This is a genomic window from Bacillus sp. 22446, assembly GCF_052044955.1.
Lineage (GTDB): Bacteria > Bacillota > Bacilli > Bacillales > Bacillaceae > Bacillus > Bacillus altitudinis.
The window spans coordinates 80,684-95,757 of sequence record NZ_JBQEOD010000001.1; the positions used below are offsets into that span (position 1 = coordinate 80,684).

A 15,074-nucleotide genomic window follows, 5' to 3' on the forward strand; every position below is an offset into this window, starting at 1 on the left:
AGAGAGGAACTTATGATGAGAGAAACGAATAGTATTCGAGCAAAGTTGGCACAATTTTTAACCATATTGATTCCGATTTTAATTACACAAGCAGGTCTTTCGCTCATCACATTTTTAGACACGGTGATGTCTGGAAAAGTGAGTGCAGAAGACCTAGCAGGTGTAGCGATCGGTTCGAGCATTTGGACACCTGTTTATACTGGTCTCGCTGGCATTTTAATGGCTGTTACCCCTATTGTGGCTCAGCTGATGGGTGGCGGCCGCAGGGAAGACGTTCCTCGTGCAGTCTTCCAGGCCATTTATTTATCTTTTCTTTTAAGTATCGTGGTGATTGTTATTGGATCGTTGTGTGTTCCTTTTATTTTAGGGAGACTTGGGCTTGAACCATCCGTAGAAACTATTGCCCGTCATTTTCTCAGCTTCCTTGCTATTGGGATCATCCCGCTTTTTGGTTATTCAGTCATGAGATCGTTCATTGATGCATTAGGAAAAACACGTGTGACGATGTTCATTACGTTAACCGCACTTCCTATTAATTTTGTTTTAAATTATCTCTTTATTTTTGGAAACTTTGGGTTTCCAAAGCTTGGCGGTGCAGGGGCTGGTCTTGCATCTGCGCTGACGTATTGGGCGATTTTCATCATGAGTATTTGTATTGTCATCAAAGCCGAACCGTTTGCATCCTTTCGGTTGTTTCAGACATTACCTCGTTTTAACGTCTCCCGAATGGGTCAAATACTGAAAATCGGTATCCCTATTGGGTTTGCGATCTTTTTTGAAACAAGTATTTTTGCAGCTGTCACGCTCTTAATGGGTCACTTTGATACCGTGACAATCGCCAGTCACCAAGCAGCGATGAACTTTGCTTCTATTTTATATATCCTGCCGCTTAGTATCTCAATGGCTTTAACGATTGTTGTAGGTTTTGAAGCCGGTGCCATGCGGTATAAAGACGCAAAAAGCTACAGCTATATTGGCATTGCAACAGCTGTTTTGTTCTCATTATGTACTGCAGCACTCATCTTGTTATTTAGACCTGAGATCGCTGGTTTATATACAACTGAATCAGCTGTTTTACAAATGACACAGCACTTTTTGATGTATGCGATCTTTTTCCAGCTGTCTGATGCGATCGCTGCACCCATTCAAGGGGCTCTGCGCGGCTATAAAGATGTGAATTACACACTGATTGCTGCGTTTGTCTCTTACTGGGTCATCGGCCTTCCAGCTGGCTACTTGATTGGCACGTATACCTCATTTGGAGCGTTTGGTTATTGGGTTGGGCTGATTACTGGGCTTGCCGCAGGTGCCATCGTCCTATTTGTTCGTCTTAGGTTGATTGAAAGACGTATGCATTCTGATACAACAGGAAAAGGCAGCTGACTTCAGTCAGCTGCCTTTCATTTAGTCATTCCATTGATACGTCCAGAAAATTTCTTCATCAAACCATTTTTGAACGACTGGTTCTTTGTTTTTCAGCTTTTGTTCAAGCTCTCTTAGCATGCCTTCTGTTTGTGTTCTATGCGCTCTTAGTGCATTTAATTTGATATCGGCTACATCCGTAATATCAATCACAATATCGGCATTTCCTAGCACTTCTTCTCGATTTTTCGTAATGGCCATGCAGTATGTGACAGGACGGTCTTCTTTTTTCTTGCGGTATAGAGCACGAATGACCGCTTCACCTGTCGCATCATGATCAGGGTGTACGCCATGACCTGGATAAAACGTGACAATAAGAGTTGGTTTCACTTCATCAATTATGCGTTCCATCACATCCGCTAAATACTCATCATCTTCAAATTCCAACGTTTTATCTCGAAGACCAAGCATTCGCAAGTCTGTGACATCCATTTCTTTACATGCATTGATTAATTCCTGTTTTCTTAATTCAGGAAGTGTCTCACGGTTAGCATAAGTTGGACTTCCCATATTTCTTCCCATTTCTCCAAGTGTCCCGCATGCATACGTCACTGGAATTCCACGTTTTCTGCTTTGCGCGATGAGCCCTGCGACCCCGAAGGATTCATCGTCGGGGTGAGGCAGCATCACAAGTACATGTTCGTTCATCACTGTTCCCCTCTCTCCTACACCTGAAATGGTGTTTCACTAATTTGTAATGAGATCGCTAGTTTTCCGTCTGGCAGGTGTCCTGCTAACAGCAGGCGACCTTGTTCATCAAACACGTAATCGGTTAAACCTTCTGCGTAAATCCAGCCATCTTCTGTTTTCATTCCGACACGGTATGGACCTTGTCCTTTTATTTTTGCCTGTGAATAGACGACTTTTGCGTTGCGGATATACGCCACGACCGTCATATTTTGCTCATTCACATGAGCTGAATAAGAACCAGTTGTCGTTTCAAGATGAACGAAGACTGGCCGATTTAAAAACGATTCAAGATGTGCTGTGACATCTTCCGTTTGAATTGGTTTCATGAGTGGTTCCTTCCTTCATTTTGAATTAGTTCTCGCAGCTTTTTCGTATGTAAGCTGATCAGCTGTAGTTGATGACCCTGTTCAATCGTGCTTTCTAAAATTCTTTCCACAGCGAGTACATACTTTTGATGCAATGACTTTCTTGCGCGAGGATGGGTGCGTGCATCAAGCAAATCATCTCGTATCGCCTCGTGTAATGAAGTCATATCCACTACATCAAGCTGCCGATTTTTCCATAAAGATTGATAAGCGTGTGCAAGCTCATCGACTGATGACATGTGATCACCTCTACAGTTTTGGTAACAACTTATTATGACATGATCCGCCTGCAAAAAAAAGCAAACTGCTTCGTCTCTTTAATGAGAATTCGCTGTTTTTTTCATTCGCAGTTGAGAGGTTGTAAATAGTAAAATCGCCACCCAAATACAGAGGAATGTCACGATTTTTGCTGCAGATAAGTGTTCGTGATACACAAATAGCCCCAAAAAGAGTGTAATGGTCGGTGCAATATACTGCAAAATACCAACTTGGTATAAAGGAATTCTTTTGGCTCCTTCAGAAAATAAAAGAAGCGGTACAGCTGTAAAGACACCTGCAAAAAATAATAGCCCAAGAGAGCCGAAGCTGCTCGGATTCATCGTGACAACAGGTTCTTTTAAGAAGAAGAATAAGTAAACAAGCGCAGCTGGTGCAAGAAGCAGTGTTTCAATGGTTAATCCAATGGCACTCGTAAAACTCATTCTTTTTTTAATCAGTCCATAAAACCCAAAACTAAAAGCCAATACGAAAGCCACGACAGGAAATGAGCCGTACTGAACAGTTGAGATGATGACCCCAGCTGCAGCAATGAGAATGGCGGTGGTTTGCATTTTATTCAGTCGTTCTTTTAAGAAAATGATGCCTAGTAAAACTGATACAAGCGGATTAATATAATACCCTAAACTCGCTTCCAGCATAAGATCGTGATTTACAGCCCAAATGTATACATACCAGTTGACCGAAATTAAAATAGCCGATAAAAGTAATGAAAAAAGTGCTTTTCCATCTATCATCAGACCTTTCACAGTCTGCATCGCTGGACGGACTTGCTTTAAATATAAAAGAATACCGCACATAAAAATAAAGGACCATACGATTCTGTGCGCTAAAATTTCGCCTGACGAAATATGCTCCATCAGTTTCCAATATAATGGGAACAATCCCCATAATGTAAAAGATGCAGCCGTATATAAGACACCTTTTGATTGTTGTTCGTTCAATCTAACCATTCCTTTCTAAACCTATCGTATATTATAGCACGCACATCACTTTATGGGCATATACTAATTCAGGGCATTTAGAAAGGATGATTTGCATGTTTGACTGGAACCGATTATTTCCTTTTCAAAAGCAATTTTCAAAAGAAGCGTTAAAAAATTCAGATCCTAAAGACGTTGAGCAATATGTCAATCAAGTCATGGAAAGTGTTTTCGGCTCCAATTATTCTGCTCAATTCCCCTTTCAGGATCCGCTGTCTCAGCAGCAGAAAACAAGAGAGACAGACGATAAAAAAAAGAAAGAGTCGAATGTTGAAGTATTTGAGACGACAGATCACGTGTTTGTCAAAATAGAGCTCGATCGTCCGAACACGGAAAAGGTAAAAATCAAACATACAGCCAATCTGCTGTTTATTGATCATTTTCCTGAAGAGAATAAACAAAAGAAGGTTGTCCTGCCTGCTGCTGTGAAAAGAAAAGGAACGAAGGCTTCGTATCAAGATGGTATTTTAGAAATTATGTTTTTAAAGCATGATGATCCAGGCATTTCTGAAATTGATATTCCATTATAAAAAGCCTGCTTTGAAATGGAAGCAGGCTTACTCTTTTTTCTTAATAATATGGTGGATATCCGCCGCCATAAGGTGGTGGAACAGGCGGTGGTGGTGGCGGGTAATATGGACGAGGATAATTAAAAATCGCACTTCCTAGAAATCCGCCAAGCAGTCCGCCGACTAAAGGAGCGCCAAAACCAAAAAACAAAGGGACTCTAGATTCATATGGCGGAATGCCAGGGGCACCGCCTCGAAAATACGGAGTATGAGGGTACATGCTTTTCTCCTCCTTTGTCATGTGCCTAACATCAGCATATTCATTAGGAGACAAAACGTTTGGGCAAACCTAAAACTAGGCTTGCTCCTTTTTTACATGAGATCCAGCATACTCCCCTGCCCAGCGCGATACTTCTCCGAACACACCATGTAATGCACTCCCTTTTTCGGTTAGACAATAGATGACTTTGACTGGCGTTTCAGGAAGTACAGTGCGCTTTATGATTCCTTCTTGCTCAAGCTCTTTTAAGCGTTCTGCGAGCATTTTTTGACTGATGGATGGAATAATGTCCGTCAGGTCTTTAAACCGCTTCGGACCGTCAAGCAATACATGAATGATGAGACCATTCCACCTTTTGCCAAGAAGCAAAAAAGCTTGCTGAATGTTTGGACATAATTGAAATTCCATATATTTCAGCCTTTCTTTTCATAATCGTTTGACAAACTAACGGTATACAATTTAAAATATATCTCTAGTTACAATAAGTAAGTTTCTCACTTTTTTATTTATTGTACCATACTATTTGCAAAAACGGGAGGAAATATCCATATGGCGAGCGATCAAAAAACGATTGACATTTTAAAAGAAAGAGCTTCAGTAAAAGAGTATGATACAACTCATGAAATGACAAAAGAAGAGTTAACAGAGCTTCTTGATATCACAACAAAAGCACCATCTGCTTGGAACCTTCAGCATTGGCATTTCACTGTGTTCCATAGTGCTGAATCAAAAGCAAAGCTTCTTCCAATTGCTTACAACCAAAAACAAGTCTCTCAAGCATCAGCTGTGATTGCTGTGCTAGGTGACCTTGAAGCCAATCTAAAGGGTGAAAAAATCTACAGTGAGCTAGCAGAACAAGGCTTCATCACAGAAGATATTAAAGAAACACTGATGACGCAAATCAATGGTGCTTACCAAAGCGAGCAATATGCACGTGAAGCTGCGTATTCAAACGCTTCGTTAGCTGCTATGCAGTTAATGATTGCGGCGAAAGCAATGGGATATGATACATGCGCAATGGGCGGTTTCAGCAAAGAAGCGTACGTGAAAGAATTCAATGTGAGTGGTCGATACGAACCAGTGATGTTGATTTCTGTCGGGAAAGCAGCAAAAGAAGCTCACAAAAGCAATCGTTTTGACATCGAAGAAGTATCTGATTTCCTATAAAAAACGGCACAGTCTCAGCGTCATGCTGGGGCTTTTTTATTTGCTCTAAATATTATTTTTCCATACTTATTTTCAAGTCTTCCTTTCTCATTCTTCAGTATTTACCTCTTTTTAAAAATGAAAGCGTTATATTAGTATGATATTCATAAAAATGATTGTTTTTTCTGAAAATGGTCTTGTGATCTAATCTGACAACTGCTATTATTATGAAATTACAAAATATTAGAGGAGGAAAACATGAACAAAAAACTGATACTGGCGCTACTTATTGCGATTCCATTCATTGGACAGCTTGCACTGCTCCCCTTTGTGAATCGTATTCATCCATTTGTCATCGGGCTGCCTTTTTTCCACTTCTGGCTCTTACTATGGATTGTACTCACACCCGTTTGCACATTTATCATTTACAGGATGCAACATTCAAATGGAGGAACTGACGAATGCAAGGAAACTTAACAGCTTTATTGATAACTGCAAGTATCATTTTCATCGTCGTGGTCATCGGTTTTGCCGCTGGTCGTGATAAATCATCAAGACAATCAGTCGAAGAATGGTCTGTTGGCGGGAGAAAATTTGGCGGGCTTCTCGTCTGGTTCCTTGTTGGCGCAGACTTATATACTGCTTATACCTTTTTAGGGCTCACAAGTACAGCTTATACAGCGGGAAGTGTTGCTTTTTTCGCTATCCCCTATTCAGTTCTTGCTTATTTTATTGCGTATTTCTTCTTACCAAAACTTTGGACGGTTGCAAAAAATCACAAGCTGACAACACTTGCTGATTATGCACGTGAGCGATTTGACAGTAAACTGTTATCTAGTTTGATTGCCATTGTTGGTGTACTCATGCTCATTCCATACATTTGTCTTCAGCTAAGCGGGATTCAAGATACGTTAACTGTCGCTGGAACGAGTTATATTAATGTGAATGCAGTTGTTATGATTTCATTTATTTTAGTTGCACTTTATACATTTTTCAGTGGTATTAAAGGTCCTACATATACAGCCATTATTAAAGATATTCTTGTTTGGGTGATCATGCTCTTTATGGTCGTTTCCCTCCCGATTATTCATTTTAACGGCTGGACACCAATGATGAATACGTTAGCTAAGGAGGCCCCACAGCTTCTGACGATTCCTGAAAGCGGCCCTAAAGGCATTTTGTGGTTTATTACCGCATCAGGTGTTTCTGCACTCGCATTATTTATGTGGGCTCATGCAGCAACTGGTGTTTTCACAGCCAAAAGCGCAGATGCCATCCGTAAAAACAGTATGTTTTTACCTCTTTACAACATTGTATTGATTTTGGTCATCTTCCTTGGCTTCATTGCCTTTTTAGTCTTACCGGAAGATACAAATCCAAGATTTGCTCTTCTTCATTTAATTCAGACGTCATATGGCGGCGTGATGCAGGGGCTTGCGTATTCAACGATTGCACTTGCTTCTCTCATTCCATGTTCGATCATGGCCATTGGGGCGTCGAATTTATTTGCCAATAATTTGTACCGTGATTTAATCCATCCAAATGTGTCACCTAAACGGTTAACGATCATTACACGTTCGATGGTATTTATCGTGATCGGGCTTGCTCTTTTATTCGGTATGCTGTTCCCGACTGCGCTTGTCACGCTTCAGCTGATCGGTGTTTCTGGAATGGTTCAAATTTTCCCAGCCATTGCCATCAGCTTGTTCTGGAAAAAACAATCGAGAGAAGCAACGATCGCAGGGCTCATCGTAGGAATTATCGTTACCTTTACAGCGAATATGACACAAATGACATTCGGCCTTTATGAAGGCTTTCTCGGCTTACTAGCAAACGTTGTGGTCATCTTGATATTGAATCCATTCTTCCAGAAGAATGTCGCATCTAATTCTGTGACAAGTGATTTGTTTGAAAAGAATGGGAAAACAACGGAACCTGTGGCTAACAAAGCGTAACACAAGAAAAAAGCAGTCCCCTGATAAGGACTGCTTCAGCGTGTAGACAAACCCTCGCATTCTTTGTCAGTCCTGCGTGCTGGTGCTCACGAATGTCAAATTCGCTCCGCTCCAGTACTCGTCCTTCCTAGACTTCAAAGGTTTTCTATCACGCTGAGCTGAAAAGAAGACAAAGGGCTAAAATAAAGTTCATTTTAGCCCTTTGTCAACAATTTGAAGCAGTCCCCTGATGAGGACTGCTTTTTCTATTTCATTTCTTTTTTCAACACTTCAATGGCTTTTTTCATTTGCGTGTCATTTTTCTTGAGCTTATCTTGGATGTTTGTCATCAGTACCGTCGTTGTGTCCCCTGTCAGAATACCATCAGCCTTTAGATCGTGATCTGATTGGAAACTTTTCACGATCGACTGGAATGCTTGATCATATTCTCCATTGGCTTTTGCTTTGTAGCCAAGCGCTTGGAACATTTTTTGAGCTGCTTTGACTTCATCTCCATGATCATTCAGTTGATATGTCTTTTTCGGACTTAAGTATGGCAGCTTCGCATAACTCGGCAGAGATGCTTTTACCTGTGGCTCAATTCCTTTTTTGTGAATCCAAGACCCGTCTGGTGTCAGCCACTTGGCAATGGTTAATTTCACACTAGAGCCATCATTGTAGCTTTGCGCATTCTGAACAGTTCCTTTACCAAATGTCTTTTCTCCAACAAGTTGAATGCTAGAGGATTGGTGTAGAGCCGCCGCCATAATTTCAGCAGCACTAGCTGAACCACCGTTTACAAGGACAACTGCCGGCTGATGAACTTTACGTTCTTTTTCCGCTTTGTACACTTGTTTCTTCCCTTTTTCCTCAACTTGCATAATGACTTTTCCTTTATCGATAAAGTCATTGCTCATTTCAATCGCTTCTGTCATAATGCCGCCTGGATTATCTCTCAGATCAATGACAAAACCTTTTGCCCCTTTTTTCTCGAGGTCATCAATCGCTTTATCCAATTCTTTAGACGTGGTTTCAGCAAAAGAAGTGATTTGGATTTCGCCTATTTTATCTTTTGTTAGTTTTGCATACACCGTTTCAAGCGGAATGGTATCTCTTGTGATCGTGACATCCACATTTCCAACACCTTGTCTGTTCAAATGCAGTTTGACATCCGTTCCTTTTTTCCCTCTGATAAGAGAAACGGCTTTATTCACTGACATGCCTTTTGTACTTTTACCATCCACTTTTAAAATACGATCATGAGGTTTCAAACCAGCTTTTTCAGCAGGAGAGCCTTTAATCGGTGCGACAATTAAAATTTGTCCATCCTTCTCTTCTACTTGTGCACCAATTCCTTCAAATGAAGATGAAATCGTGTTGTTAAATCCTTCGGCTTCCTCCTGATCCATATATGTAGAGTATGGATCATCAAGTGATGCAATCATTCCTTGAATCGCACCGTCTACTAGTTTTTGATCATCCGTTTTTTCGTAATACTCGTTTTTTACCTTCGTATATGCAGCCATGAGTTTACTAAACTTCTCATCTCCTGAAACGCTGACAGCACCTTGTTTTGTCATAACAAATGTAATCGCTGAGGAAAGCGCTGCTGTCACCAGAATGGCTATCACGAACTTGAATTGTTTTTTCAAAAAAACACCACCTTTATCTCCTTTCATTATTATCAAGGACGATTCTTCATCCGTCAACCAAAGGATCAAACTTCTATTTGAAAAGATAAGCCATTTCGCCCTGCAATGCATAATCTTTAGAGAGAAACATGATAAGGAAAGAAGGGATTCCATGAGTGACTATGTAGAAATGCTTGCCTATTTTGGTGTATCAGGTGCCCATCCTGGTGGAATTGAGCTAACAAAAACGATGATTGAGCAACTCAACTTGACGTCTGAAGATCGTATACTGGATGTTGGATGCGGCACAGGACAAACAGCCGCATATTTAGGACATTTAGGTTATGAAGTAGAGGCGATTGATACACACCCTTTGATGATTGAAAAAGCCAATCTGCGATTCGAGCGGGAACAACTACCTTTCCGTGCACAGCAAGCATCGATCGAACACCTGCCATTTGCGGATGACTCGTTCTCTCTACTGATCAGTGAATCTGTTTTAAGCTTCACCCATTTACCTGCTGCGCTTGCTGAGATGAAACGGGTACTTGCTCCTGGAAAACAATTGATCGCTAATGAGGCTGTGTTAAAAGTGCCGCTTACCTCAAAAGACCAGGCAGCCATTCGGGAGTTTTATGGGTTTCACTCCCTCTTTTCATTTTCTGAATGGCAAAAGCAGTTAGCGTCCGCAGGATTCCGTGAGATTCGGATTCTCTCATTCGATGAGCACATGGTGCAAGAGGAGCCGACCGAAATGGAATTATCAGATCAAATACCACCTTCTCTTTATGATACATTGCAGACACACTATGACCTGATTCAAACACACCGAGAACATCTGAGTCACCTTGTATTTGAATGTACAGTATAAAATGAGCGAATCTCCTATATGTTTTGTCCAAACTCTATGAAGTCTTTCGCATAGGATAAGAGTGAAAAGAGTTTGTCATAAGGAGGAAAAACATGGAGCGCTACTACAAACTTTGTCAGCAGCATATGGGGAAAGTAGCTAGAATTACTGATCGAAATGGCAGAGTACATGTTGGACGTATTGAGCGGGTGACAAACCGCAAAGTTTATATTCGTCCAGTCGGCGGGTCCCGCGGGGGCTTTGGTTATGGATATTACGGAGGTTATTATGGCTGGGGTGCAGCTTATGGCATCGGTCTCGGTTTTATTACCGGCTTCGCTTTAGCAGGTTTGTTCTTTTTTTAAAACGGCGTATAAAAGAAGGCCTCCCAGCTTCGGGAGGCCTTTTATTTGTTTATATTTTCTTCACTTTGTTCATGTATTCTTCGAATGTTAAATCATGATCATGCATCGCTTTTGCAGCTTCTTTCCCTACATAGCGCAGGTGCCACGGCTCATATTCATATTTCGTGATGTCTTCTTTCCCTTTTGGATAACGGATGATAAAGCCATATTTGTAAGCATTTTTGGCTACCCATTTACCATCAGGTGTTTCACCAAATTTTTCAGAGATTTCAAAGCCGGCACTTTTTGAGGAAATATCCATGGCAAGACCTGTTTGATGCTCACTTTCGCCTGGTAAGGCTACGGCTTCTTGGGCTTTTTCTTTCCCTTTTAGTTTCACTTCACTATCAAAAATGACTTTTTGACGATCATAGGAACGATAGCCAGATACTGCAGCAAGCTCAAAGTTTTCCTTTTTAGCACCTTTGAATAACTTCGCAAGTGCCTCCGCTGCTTCTTTTCGAATATATCGTTTTTCTATATCCTCTGAAAAAGAGAATTCCACTTTTGGTACAACGAGATCAGAAGGTTTATAGGTTCCTGGCAGTGCATATTCTTTGTTCACTAAAGCAAGCACATTTTCAGGGTTTTGAATGGTCTTCAGTCCGCTCACTACCTTGATGTCATTGAAATATTCACTCTTTAACGTCAGCTCTTGATTAGATGAATCTGCCGTATCGTTTGAGTTTTGCTGGGGTGATGAACTTGCTGCGTTCTTTTGTTCGTTTGTTTTGTTAGATTCAGTGGTACCGCTTTTCTGATCCAGCAACTGGCAGCCTGATAATGCGGCCGTCAAACCAAGAATCGATGCGATTGAGAGTATTTTATAGCTTTTCTTCATGACATACCTTCCTTTTGCTCTACTAAAAAAATAAAGATGCGCTACATCGTAGCACACCCTTTATACTATTATAAAACAGAATCTAGTGCAATTAAGATCATTTCGTCAAATGTCGTTTGACGCTCTTCAGCAGTTGTTTCTTCTCCTGTTAGGACATGATCACTCACTGTCAGAATCGACAACGCTTTTCTGCCAAATTTTGCAGCAAGCGTATAAAGAGCCGTTGTCTCCATTTCGATCGCTAGAATTCCATATTGGTCCATCAGCTCAAGTGGTTTTTCATTATAAAACTGGTCTGCTGTAAATACATTCCCAACACGCACAGCTACATTTTTCGCTTCTGCTGTGTCGTAGGCTTTTTTCAGTAAACCAAAATCAGCACATGGTGCGTAATCAATCGGTCCAAATGCCACACGATTCATTTGAGAATCTGTTGATGATGTTTGAGCTAAGATGACGTCACGTACATTGACATCTTTTTTGATCGCTCCGCAAGAACCAACACGGATTAAGTTTTGAACATCATAGCTTTGGATCAGCTCATTCACATAGATCGAAATAGACGGTACGCCCATTCCAGTACCTTGTACAGAAATGCGTTTTCCTTTATATGTTCCAGTATAACCATACATGCCGCGCACTTCGTTATAGCACACAACATCTTCTAAATATGTATCTGCAATATATTTCGCACGAAGCGGATCGCCTGGCAGCAATACCGTTTCTGCAATTTGTCCTTTTTCTGCTCCAATATGTACACTCATTTTTTAGCCTCCACTTACGTTTAACATGTGTTTAGTCCCATTTATTATAAACGATTGAGATCAAAAAAGAAAATACCAGCTGAAAGTAAAGCTGGCATCGTCGTTTATATTTAACTCATCGTCATTAGGCGTTCACTGCGTTTCCATCCTGCCGGAAAGAGCTGGTAGTAGCACTTCCCTTTTTTCTGGTCATCAATCACAACGATATCTCCTGTTGTGATAAACCGTGCATTGTAATCATTAGGGACTGTATCTTGTACATTAAATGTCGAGAATGCTTTTTCTAGTACATCAAGGTGTGTCCTGCCGCCAATCTTTGTCCGGTATACAGGTTGATGCCCGCTTTCTGCACCATATTCAGGTGTTTGATAAATGGTTAAGTGATAAGCTGAAGGTTTCTTTTGAAAAAATCTCAACGTCAATTGCATTCAAATCCCTCCCCTTTTATATAAAATTGGCTGGGATCTATGAATTTCCTTCTTCTATTTTTGTCGAATGACGGACAATTTTTCGTCAATCTTTTTACATATGAGAAATAAAGCTAGTCCTATCGCAAAGCCCCCTGCTACATCAGTGACATAATGAACACCGATATACATCCTGCTGATACCGATCATCAGCACACAACACCCTGTCACCATGTAGACTGCTTTTTGTCTCTTTTTCAGCCACGGAACCATTTCAATGAATAGATAGGCGATAAATGGATAGATCGTTGCTGCATTCATAGAATGACCGCTCGGAAAGCTATAATAGGTCTCATTCACTAGATGATCAAAGGCTGGACGCTCTCTAGCAAACAGTCCTTTCAGTTCATGATTGACCGTTTTTTCTGCTATATATAGTAGAAAAAGCAGCATAATAGAGTGGTAGCGTTTATACATAAACAGCACCACGCTAAAGATGAGCATGATTGGGACAAGCAGCGCACTGATACCAAAGTCAGTCAAAGTCAGCATGACATCATTTAAAAAAGGAAGTCTGATGTTTTCAAACGATAAGATGATCTGGTTGTCCAACTCCTGGAACATGCCAGACACCATAAGCGCTGCGATGGCGCCAAACAAAAGGAAAAAAATGATGACATACACGCGAAACAATTCCCCTCCCTTTCTACTCAGAATCTCTTCAAAGTATAGTGCCTACCGCGCCTCTTCTTCAACTATCATTGCTTTCCTCAGCATATATTCAAATGTAATATCGGCAAGCTCAAACGTTTCCAGCTCAGATGGTATGTACCCTCTTTTGACCAGCTCCGTGTAGAAGAATTCTGCAATTTCCTCTGTATCAATCACCAAATCTGCTTCTTTCATTGCTTTCCGCCTCCTTTTTTATGATGTATGAACACTGCCTTATTTTTATTACAGTTTGTCATAATGGCTTATTCCATACATATAAATGCAGTAAACGAAAAGAAAAGGGGCATGAGGCAATGAAATGGTTAAACATTTTAGATGGACATACTTTTGATCAGGTGATGGGCCGTATCTTGAGGGGTTGGTTTTATGTGATTGCTTTTTTCTGTGTTCCTTACTTTTTATTCGTGTTAGGACAAGTCTTCTTTTAACCAAAATGCTCGTTTAAACTTTCCAAAATAAAGTCCATCATATCCTTATATTCTGGGTCTTTGAAAAATTCATAGAGAATTTTATAATCATTGTAAATATCAAGAAGCTCATCCACTATAGATACAGCTAGAAATTCTAGTGATGCTTCGCTTTCTTGTTTCTCTTCTAACTGTAATAGAGCGGTTTGCACCATATCTTCCTCTATTTCTTTTGAGGTTTCTCCAACGTAATGCACAAAAAGAAGCTGATGAACAAACTGATCCATCTCATATTTCCTTAGGACAAGCGTCAAGTCTTCTTCTTCTGTTTCCAGCCATTCTCCGTCTTTTAACCTTGTCAGTTCATAAATGACATCTTCCCAGCCATCTTCAAGGTAGCGCCATATCTCAGTCCGATGGCCAATGATTTTAAATAGCTCTTTCCCGTAATCCTTTACATATACAACATCGCCAATGAGGAACTCATATTCAATGTCCAGCTTTTCTGTATCTACAATCACCCCGTCGTACTCATCGTAAAGCTGAAGTGATGTTTCAAAATAAAGCACCTCATTATGATTGACCTCATATAGATAATGTTGGTCAATTTGATGGACTTTTGTTATCGTTCCAACTGTGCCGTACATGACAACGACGACAATATCCCCTACTTTATATTTTGGTGCTTTCGCCTTCATTCTGTCTCCCCCTTGCCCGACTTTTGGTCTTAACGTATCGTATGCCGGCGCAAGGAATTCTGCATGGGCAACCACACCATGCAAAACGCCATTTTATTTCTTCATGAAAAAACCGCTTCTTCCATACGGAACAAGCGGTTGTGTGTGTTATTTTTTTTTGACTTCTACTTCGTATTGCTCAAAAGCCTCATCAAATGTCGTCATGGAGCTTAAATAGTCCCCATTTAACTCTAAATAGGCACATAGCTCATGATAATCAGTGGATGCTTTAGGAAAGCTGTGATCTTCATAAGCAGCATTTGCAAAATGACTGATGTCATCCTTCGGTTTTGGATGTCTGTACTTCATTAAATAATGGTAAAACGACTTCACCTGTTTTTCCCTCCGCGACACTCTATTTTGTTGTTATATTATACAGGAATTTGATGACTTGTATAGGCGGAGGTACAACTTATGAAGAAAAATCAAAGTAATTACGCTTTAATAACCGCTCCATGCTCATTAATTCTTCATATGAGATTTTTTCTGGAAGCTTTGTTTGATCGACTAAAATTAATTGATCTTCTATCTCTTTTACTGTCTCATCCTTCTGATACGTCATCCCGCAATGCGTGCAAGAAATCGAAGGCGTTTCCAAAATCTCAATCGATTGTGTGCCCGTGATGAGTTCCCAATAGACTGTGGTCTGTCCTGCGTTCGCTTTCTTCTCCTCACACCAATCACATGTCAGCAACG

At 40.6% G+C, this 15,074-nt stretch carries 23 protein-coding genes; 8 read left to right on the plus strand and 15 right to left on the minus strand.

Annotation, left to right across the window (positions count from 1 at the left end):
• Positions 1-15 precede the first annotated feature (15 nt).
• On the plus strand, positions 16-1,383 hold the full coding sequence (locus ACTJJD_RS00340) for an MATE family efflux transporter (RefSeq protein ID WP_019743266.1): 1,368 nt from the start codon (positions 16-18) through the stop codon (positions 1,381-1,383).
• A 21-nt stretch (positions 1,384-1,404) separates the two neighbouring features.
• Here the strand turns inward: ACTJJD_RS00340 and bshB2 are convergent, their stop codons facing one another.
• From bshB2 to rarD, 4 genes are all read right to left on the minus strand, one after another.
• Entirely contained in the window at positions 1,405-2,070 is a 666-nt protein-coding gene (bshB2, locus tag ACTJJD_RS00345; protein WP_007500738.1) for a bacillithiol biosynthesis deacetylase BshB2, read from the minus strand.
• Positions 2,071-2,087: 17 nt separating this feature from the next.
• Positions 2,088-2,438, minus strand: a complete 351-nt coding sequence (locus ACTJJD_RS00350; protein ID WP_008346474.1) for a YojF family protein — start codon at positions 2,436-2,438, stop codon at positions 2,088-2,090.
• Positions 2,435-2,716, minus strand: a complete 282-nt coding sequence (locus ACTJJD_RS00355; protein ID WP_008346472.1) for a hypothetical protein — start codon at positions 2,714-2,716, stop codon at positions 2,435-2,437. Before ACTJJD_RS00355 ends, ACTJJD_RS00350 begins: the two co-directional genes overlap by 4 nt.
• A 78-nt stretch (positions 2,717-2,794) precedes the next feature.
• Positions 2,795-3,706 carry an EamA family transporter RarD gene (gene rarD, locus ACTJJD_RS00360; protein WP_039165518.1) on the minus strand — a complete coding sequence of 304 codons (912 nt, stop codon included), beginning with the start codon at positions 3,704-3,706 and terminating at the stop codon, positions 2,795-2,797.
• Positions 3,707-3,792: 86 nt separating this feature from the next.
• Here rarD and ACTJJD_RS00365 point away from each other — a divergent pair, with 86 nt between their 5' ends.
• On the plus strand, positions 3,793-4,266 hold the full coding sequence (locus ACTJJD_RS00365; protein ID WP_326377957.1) for an Hsp20/alpha crystallin family protein: 474 nt from the start codon (positions 3,793-3,795) through the stop codon (positions 4,264-4,266).
• A 40-nt stretch (positions 4,267-4,306) separates the two neighbouring features.
• On the opposite strand, the gene ACTJJD_RS00370 is transcribed toward ACTJJD_RS00365, so the two are convergent.
• Positions 4,307-4,525 carry a hypothetical protein gene (locus tag ACTJJD_RS00370; protein WP_003215921.1) on the minus strand — a complete coding sequence of 73 codons (219 nt, stop codon included), beginning with the start codon at positions 4,523-4,525 and terminating at the stop codon, positions 4,307-4,309.
• Positions 4,526-4,600: 75 nt separating this feature from the next.
• Positions 4,601-4,933, minus strand: a complete 333-nt coding sequence (locus ACTJJD_RS00375) for a winged helix-turn-helix transcriptional regulator (RefSeq protein ID WP_008346466.1) — start codon at positions 4,931-4,933, stop codon at positions 4,601-4,603.
• Positions 4,934-5,074: 141 nt separating this feature from the next.
• On the opposite strand from ACTJJD_RS00375, the gene ACTJJD_RS00380 reads away from it, so the two are divergent.
• From ACTJJD_RS00380 to ACTJJD_RS00390, 3 genes are all read left to right on the plus strand, one after another.
• Positions 5,075-5,692, plus strand: coding sequence for a nitroreductase family protein (locus ACTJJD_RS00380; RefSeq protein WP_017359679.1), 618 nt, complete (start codon positions 5,075-5,077; stop codon positions 5,690-5,692).
• Between the two features lie 237 nt (positions 5,693-5,929).
• On the plus strand, positions 5,930-6,148 hold the full coding sequence (locus ACTJJD_RS00385; protein WP_017359680.1) for a DUF3311 domain-containing protein: 219 nt from the start codon (positions 5,930-5,932) through the stop codon (positions 6,146-6,148).
• Positions 6,133-7,626 carry a sodium:solute symporter family protein gene (locus tag ACTJJD_RS00390; RefSeq protein WP_098680955.1) on the plus strand — a complete coding sequence of 498 codons (1,494 nt, stop codon included), beginning with the start codon at positions 6,133-6,135 and terminating at the stop codon, positions 7,624-7,626. Before ACTJJD_RS00385 ends, ACTJJD_RS00390 begins: the two co-directional genes overlap by 16 nt.
• A gap of 245 nt (positions 7,627-7,871) precedes the next feature.
• Here the strand turns inward: ACTJJD_RS00390 and ACTJJD_RS00395 are convergent, their stop codons facing one another.
• Positions 7,872-9,257, minus strand: a complete 1,386-nt coding sequence (locus tag ACTJJD_RS00395; protein WP_142155298.1) for a S41 family peptidase — start codon at positions 9,255-9,257, stop codon at positions 7,872-7,874.
• Between the two features lie 151 nt (positions 9,258-9,408).
• On the opposite strand from ACTJJD_RS00395, the gene ACTJJD_RS00400 reads away from it, so the two are divergent.
• Both ACTJJD_RS00400 and ACTJJD_RS00405 read left to right on the plus strand, forming a co-directional pair.
• Positions 9,409-10,107, plus strand: a complete 699-nt coding sequence (locus ACTJJD_RS00400; protein WP_272511633.1) for a class I SAM-dependent methyltransferase — start codon at positions 9,409-9,411, stop codon at positions 10,105-10,107.
• Positions 10,108-10,199: 92 nt separating this feature from the next.
• Positions 10,200-10,451, plus strand: a complete 252-nt coding sequence (locus tag ACTJJD_RS00405) for a hypothetical protein (protein ID WP_047946638.1) — start codon at positions 10,200-10,202, stop codon at positions 10,449-10,451.
• A 49-nt stretch (positions 10,452-10,500) separates the two neighbouring features.
• Here ACTJJD_RS00405 and ACTJJD_RS00410 read toward each other — a convergent pair whose 3' ends face one another.
• The 5 genes from ACTJJD_RS00410 to ACTJJD_RS00430 all read right to left on the minus strand — a co-directional run bounded on the left by ACTJJD_RS00410 (position 10,501) and on the right by ACTJJD_RS00430 (position 13,408).
• Positions 10,501-11,331 carry a M15 family metallopeptidase gene (locus ACTJJD_RS00410; RefSeq protein ID WP_017367458.1) on the minus strand — a complete coding sequence of 277 codons (831 nt, stop codon included), beginning with the start codon at positions 11,329-11,331 and terminating at the stop codon, positions 10,501-10,503.
• Positions 11,332-11,399: 68 nt separating this feature from the next.
• Positions 11,400-12,095, minus strand: coding sequence for a purine-nucleoside phosphorylase (deoD, locus tag ACTJJD_RS00415; protein ID WP_007500754.1), 696 nt, complete (start codon positions 12,093-12,095; stop codon positions 11,400-11,402).
• 110 nt (positions 12,096-12,205) lie between these two features.
• A complete protein-coding gene (locus tag ACTJJD_RS00420; protein WP_007500756.1) occupies positions 12,206-12,523 on the minus strand; it encodes a YodL domain-containing protein in 318 nt (105 codons plus the stop codon).
• A gap of 54 nt (positions 12,524-12,577) precedes the next feature.
• Positions 12,578-13,186, minus strand: a complete 609-nt coding sequence (locus tag ACTJJD_RS00425; protein ID WP_052320724.1) for a phosphatase PAP2 family protein — start codon at positions 13,184-13,186, stop codon at positions 12,578-12,580.
• A gap of 51 nt (positions 13,187-13,237) precedes the next feature.
• Positions 13,238-13,408, minus strand: a complete 171-nt coding sequence (locus tag ACTJJD_RS00430; RefSeq protein ID WP_008346445.1) for a YozD family protein — start codon at positions 13,406-13,408, stop codon at positions 13,238-13,240.
• 119 nt (positions 13,409-13,527) lie between these two features.
• Here ACTJJD_RS00430 and ACTJJD_RS00435 point away from each other — a divergent pair, with 119 nt between their 5' ends.
• Entirely contained in the window at positions 13,528-13,662 is a 135-nt protein-coding gene (locus ACTJJD_RS00435) for a hypothetical protein (protein WP_268745397.1), read from the plus strand.
• On the opposite strand, the gene ACTJJD_RS00440 is transcribed toward ACTJJD_RS00435, so the two are convergent.
• The 3 genes from ACTJJD_RS00440 to ACTJJD_RS00450 all read right to left on the minus strand — a co-directional run bounded on the left by ACTJJD_RS00440 (position 13,659) and on the right by ACTJJD_RS00450 (position 15,072).
• Complete coding sequence (locus tag ACTJJD_RS00440) at positions 13,659-14,339, minus strand: hypothetical protein (protein WP_008346441.1); 681 nt, start codon at positions 14,337-14,339, stop codon at positions 13,659-13,661. The genes ACTJJD_RS00435 and ACTJJD_RS00440 overlap by 4 nt on opposite strands.
• A gap of 147 nt (positions 14,340-14,486) precedes the next feature.
• Positions 14,487-14,711, minus strand: coding sequence for a YozE family protein (locus tag ACTJJD_RS00445; protein ID WP_008346438.1), 225 nt, complete (start codon positions 14,709-14,711; stop codon positions 14,487-14,489).
• Between the two features lie 79 nt (positions 14,712-14,790).
• On the minus strand, positions 14,791-15,072 hold the full coding sequence (locus ACTJJD_RS00450; protein WP_024718564.1) for a YokU family protein: 282 nt from the start codon (positions 15,070-15,072) through the stop codon (positions 14,791-14,793).
• Positions 15,073-15,074 lie beyond the last annotated feature (2 nt).

Bases quoted from the DNA above. Each gene is read 5' to 3' on its own strand.
- ACTJJD_RS00380 (WP_017359679.1), top strand. From the start codon at position 5,075: ATGGCGAGCGATCAAAAAACGATTGACATTTTAAAAGAAAGAGCTTCA.
- bshB2 (WP_007500738.1), bottom strand. From the start codon at position 2,070: ATGAACGAACATGTACTTGTGATGCTGCCTCACCCCGACGATGAATCC.
- ACTJJD_RS00370 (WP_003215921.1), bottom strand. From the start codon at position 4,525: ATGTACCCTCATACTCCGTATTTTCGAGGCGGTGCCCCTGGCATTCCG.
- ACTJJD_RS00420 (WP_007500756.1), bottom strand. From the start codon at position 12,523: ATGCAATTGACGTTGAGATTTTTTCAAAAGAAACCTTCAGCTTATCAC.
- ACTJJD_RS00385 (WP_017359680.1), top strand. From the start codon at position 5,930: ATGAACAAAAAACTGATACTGGCGCTACTTATTGCGATTCCATTCATT.
- ACTJJD_RS00355 (WP_008346472.1), bottom strand. From the start codon at position 2,716: ATGTCATCAGTCGATGAGCTTGCACACGCTTATCAATCTTTATGGAAA.
- ACTJJD_RS00405 (WP_047946638.1), top strand. From the start codon at position 10,200: ATGGAGCGCTACTACAAACTTTGTCAGCAGCATATGGGGAAAGTAGCT.
- rarD (WP_039165518.1), bottom strand. From the start codon at position 3,706: ATGGTTAGATTGAACGAACAACAATCAAAAGGTGTCTTATATACGGCT.
- ACTJJD_RS00340 (WP_019743266.1), top strand. From the start codon at position 16: ATGAGAGAAACGAATAGTATTCGAGCAAAGTTGGCACAATTTTTAACC.
- deoD (WP_007500754.1), bottom strand. From the start codon at position 12,095: ATGAGTGTACATATTGGAGCAGAAAAAGGACAAATTGCAGAAACGGTA.
- ACTJJD_RS00365 (WP_326377957.1), top strand. From the start codon at position 3,793: ATGTTTGACTGGAACCGATTATTTCCTTTTCAAAAGCAATTTTCAAAA.
- ACTJJD_RS00435 (WP_268745397.1), top strand. From the start codon at position 13,528: ATGAAATGGTTAAACATTTTAGATGGACATACTTTTGATCAGGTGATG.
- ACTJJD_RS00440 (WP_008346441.1), bottom strand. From the start codon at position 14,339: ATGAAGGCGAAAGCACCAAAATATAAAGTAGGGGATATTGTCGTCGTT.
- ACTJJD_RS00430 (WP_008346445.1), bottom strand. From the start codon at position 13,408: ATGAAAGAAGCAGATTTGGTGATTGATACAGAGGAAATTGCAGAATTC.
- ACTJJD_RS00410 (WP_017367458.1), bottom strand. From the start codon at position 11,331: ATGAAGAAAAGCTATAAAATACTCTCAATCGCATCGATTCTTGGTTTG.
- ACTJJD_RS00350 (WP_008346474.1), bottom strand. From the start codon at position 2,438: ATGAAACCAATTCAAACGGAAGATGTCACAGCACATCTTGAATCGTTT.
- ACTJJD_RS00390 (WP_098680955.1), top strand. From the start codon at position 6,133: ATGCAAGGAAACTTAACAGCTTTATTGATAACTGCAAGTATCATTTTC.
- ACTJJD_RS00400 (WP_272511633.1), top strand. From the start codon at position 9,409: ATGAGTGACTATGTAGAAATGCTTGCCTATTTTGGTGTATCAGGTGCC.
- ACTJJD_RS00375 (WP_008346466.1), bottom strand. From the start codon at position 4,933: ATGGAATTTCAATTATGTCCAAACATTCAGCAAGCTTTTTTGCTTCTT.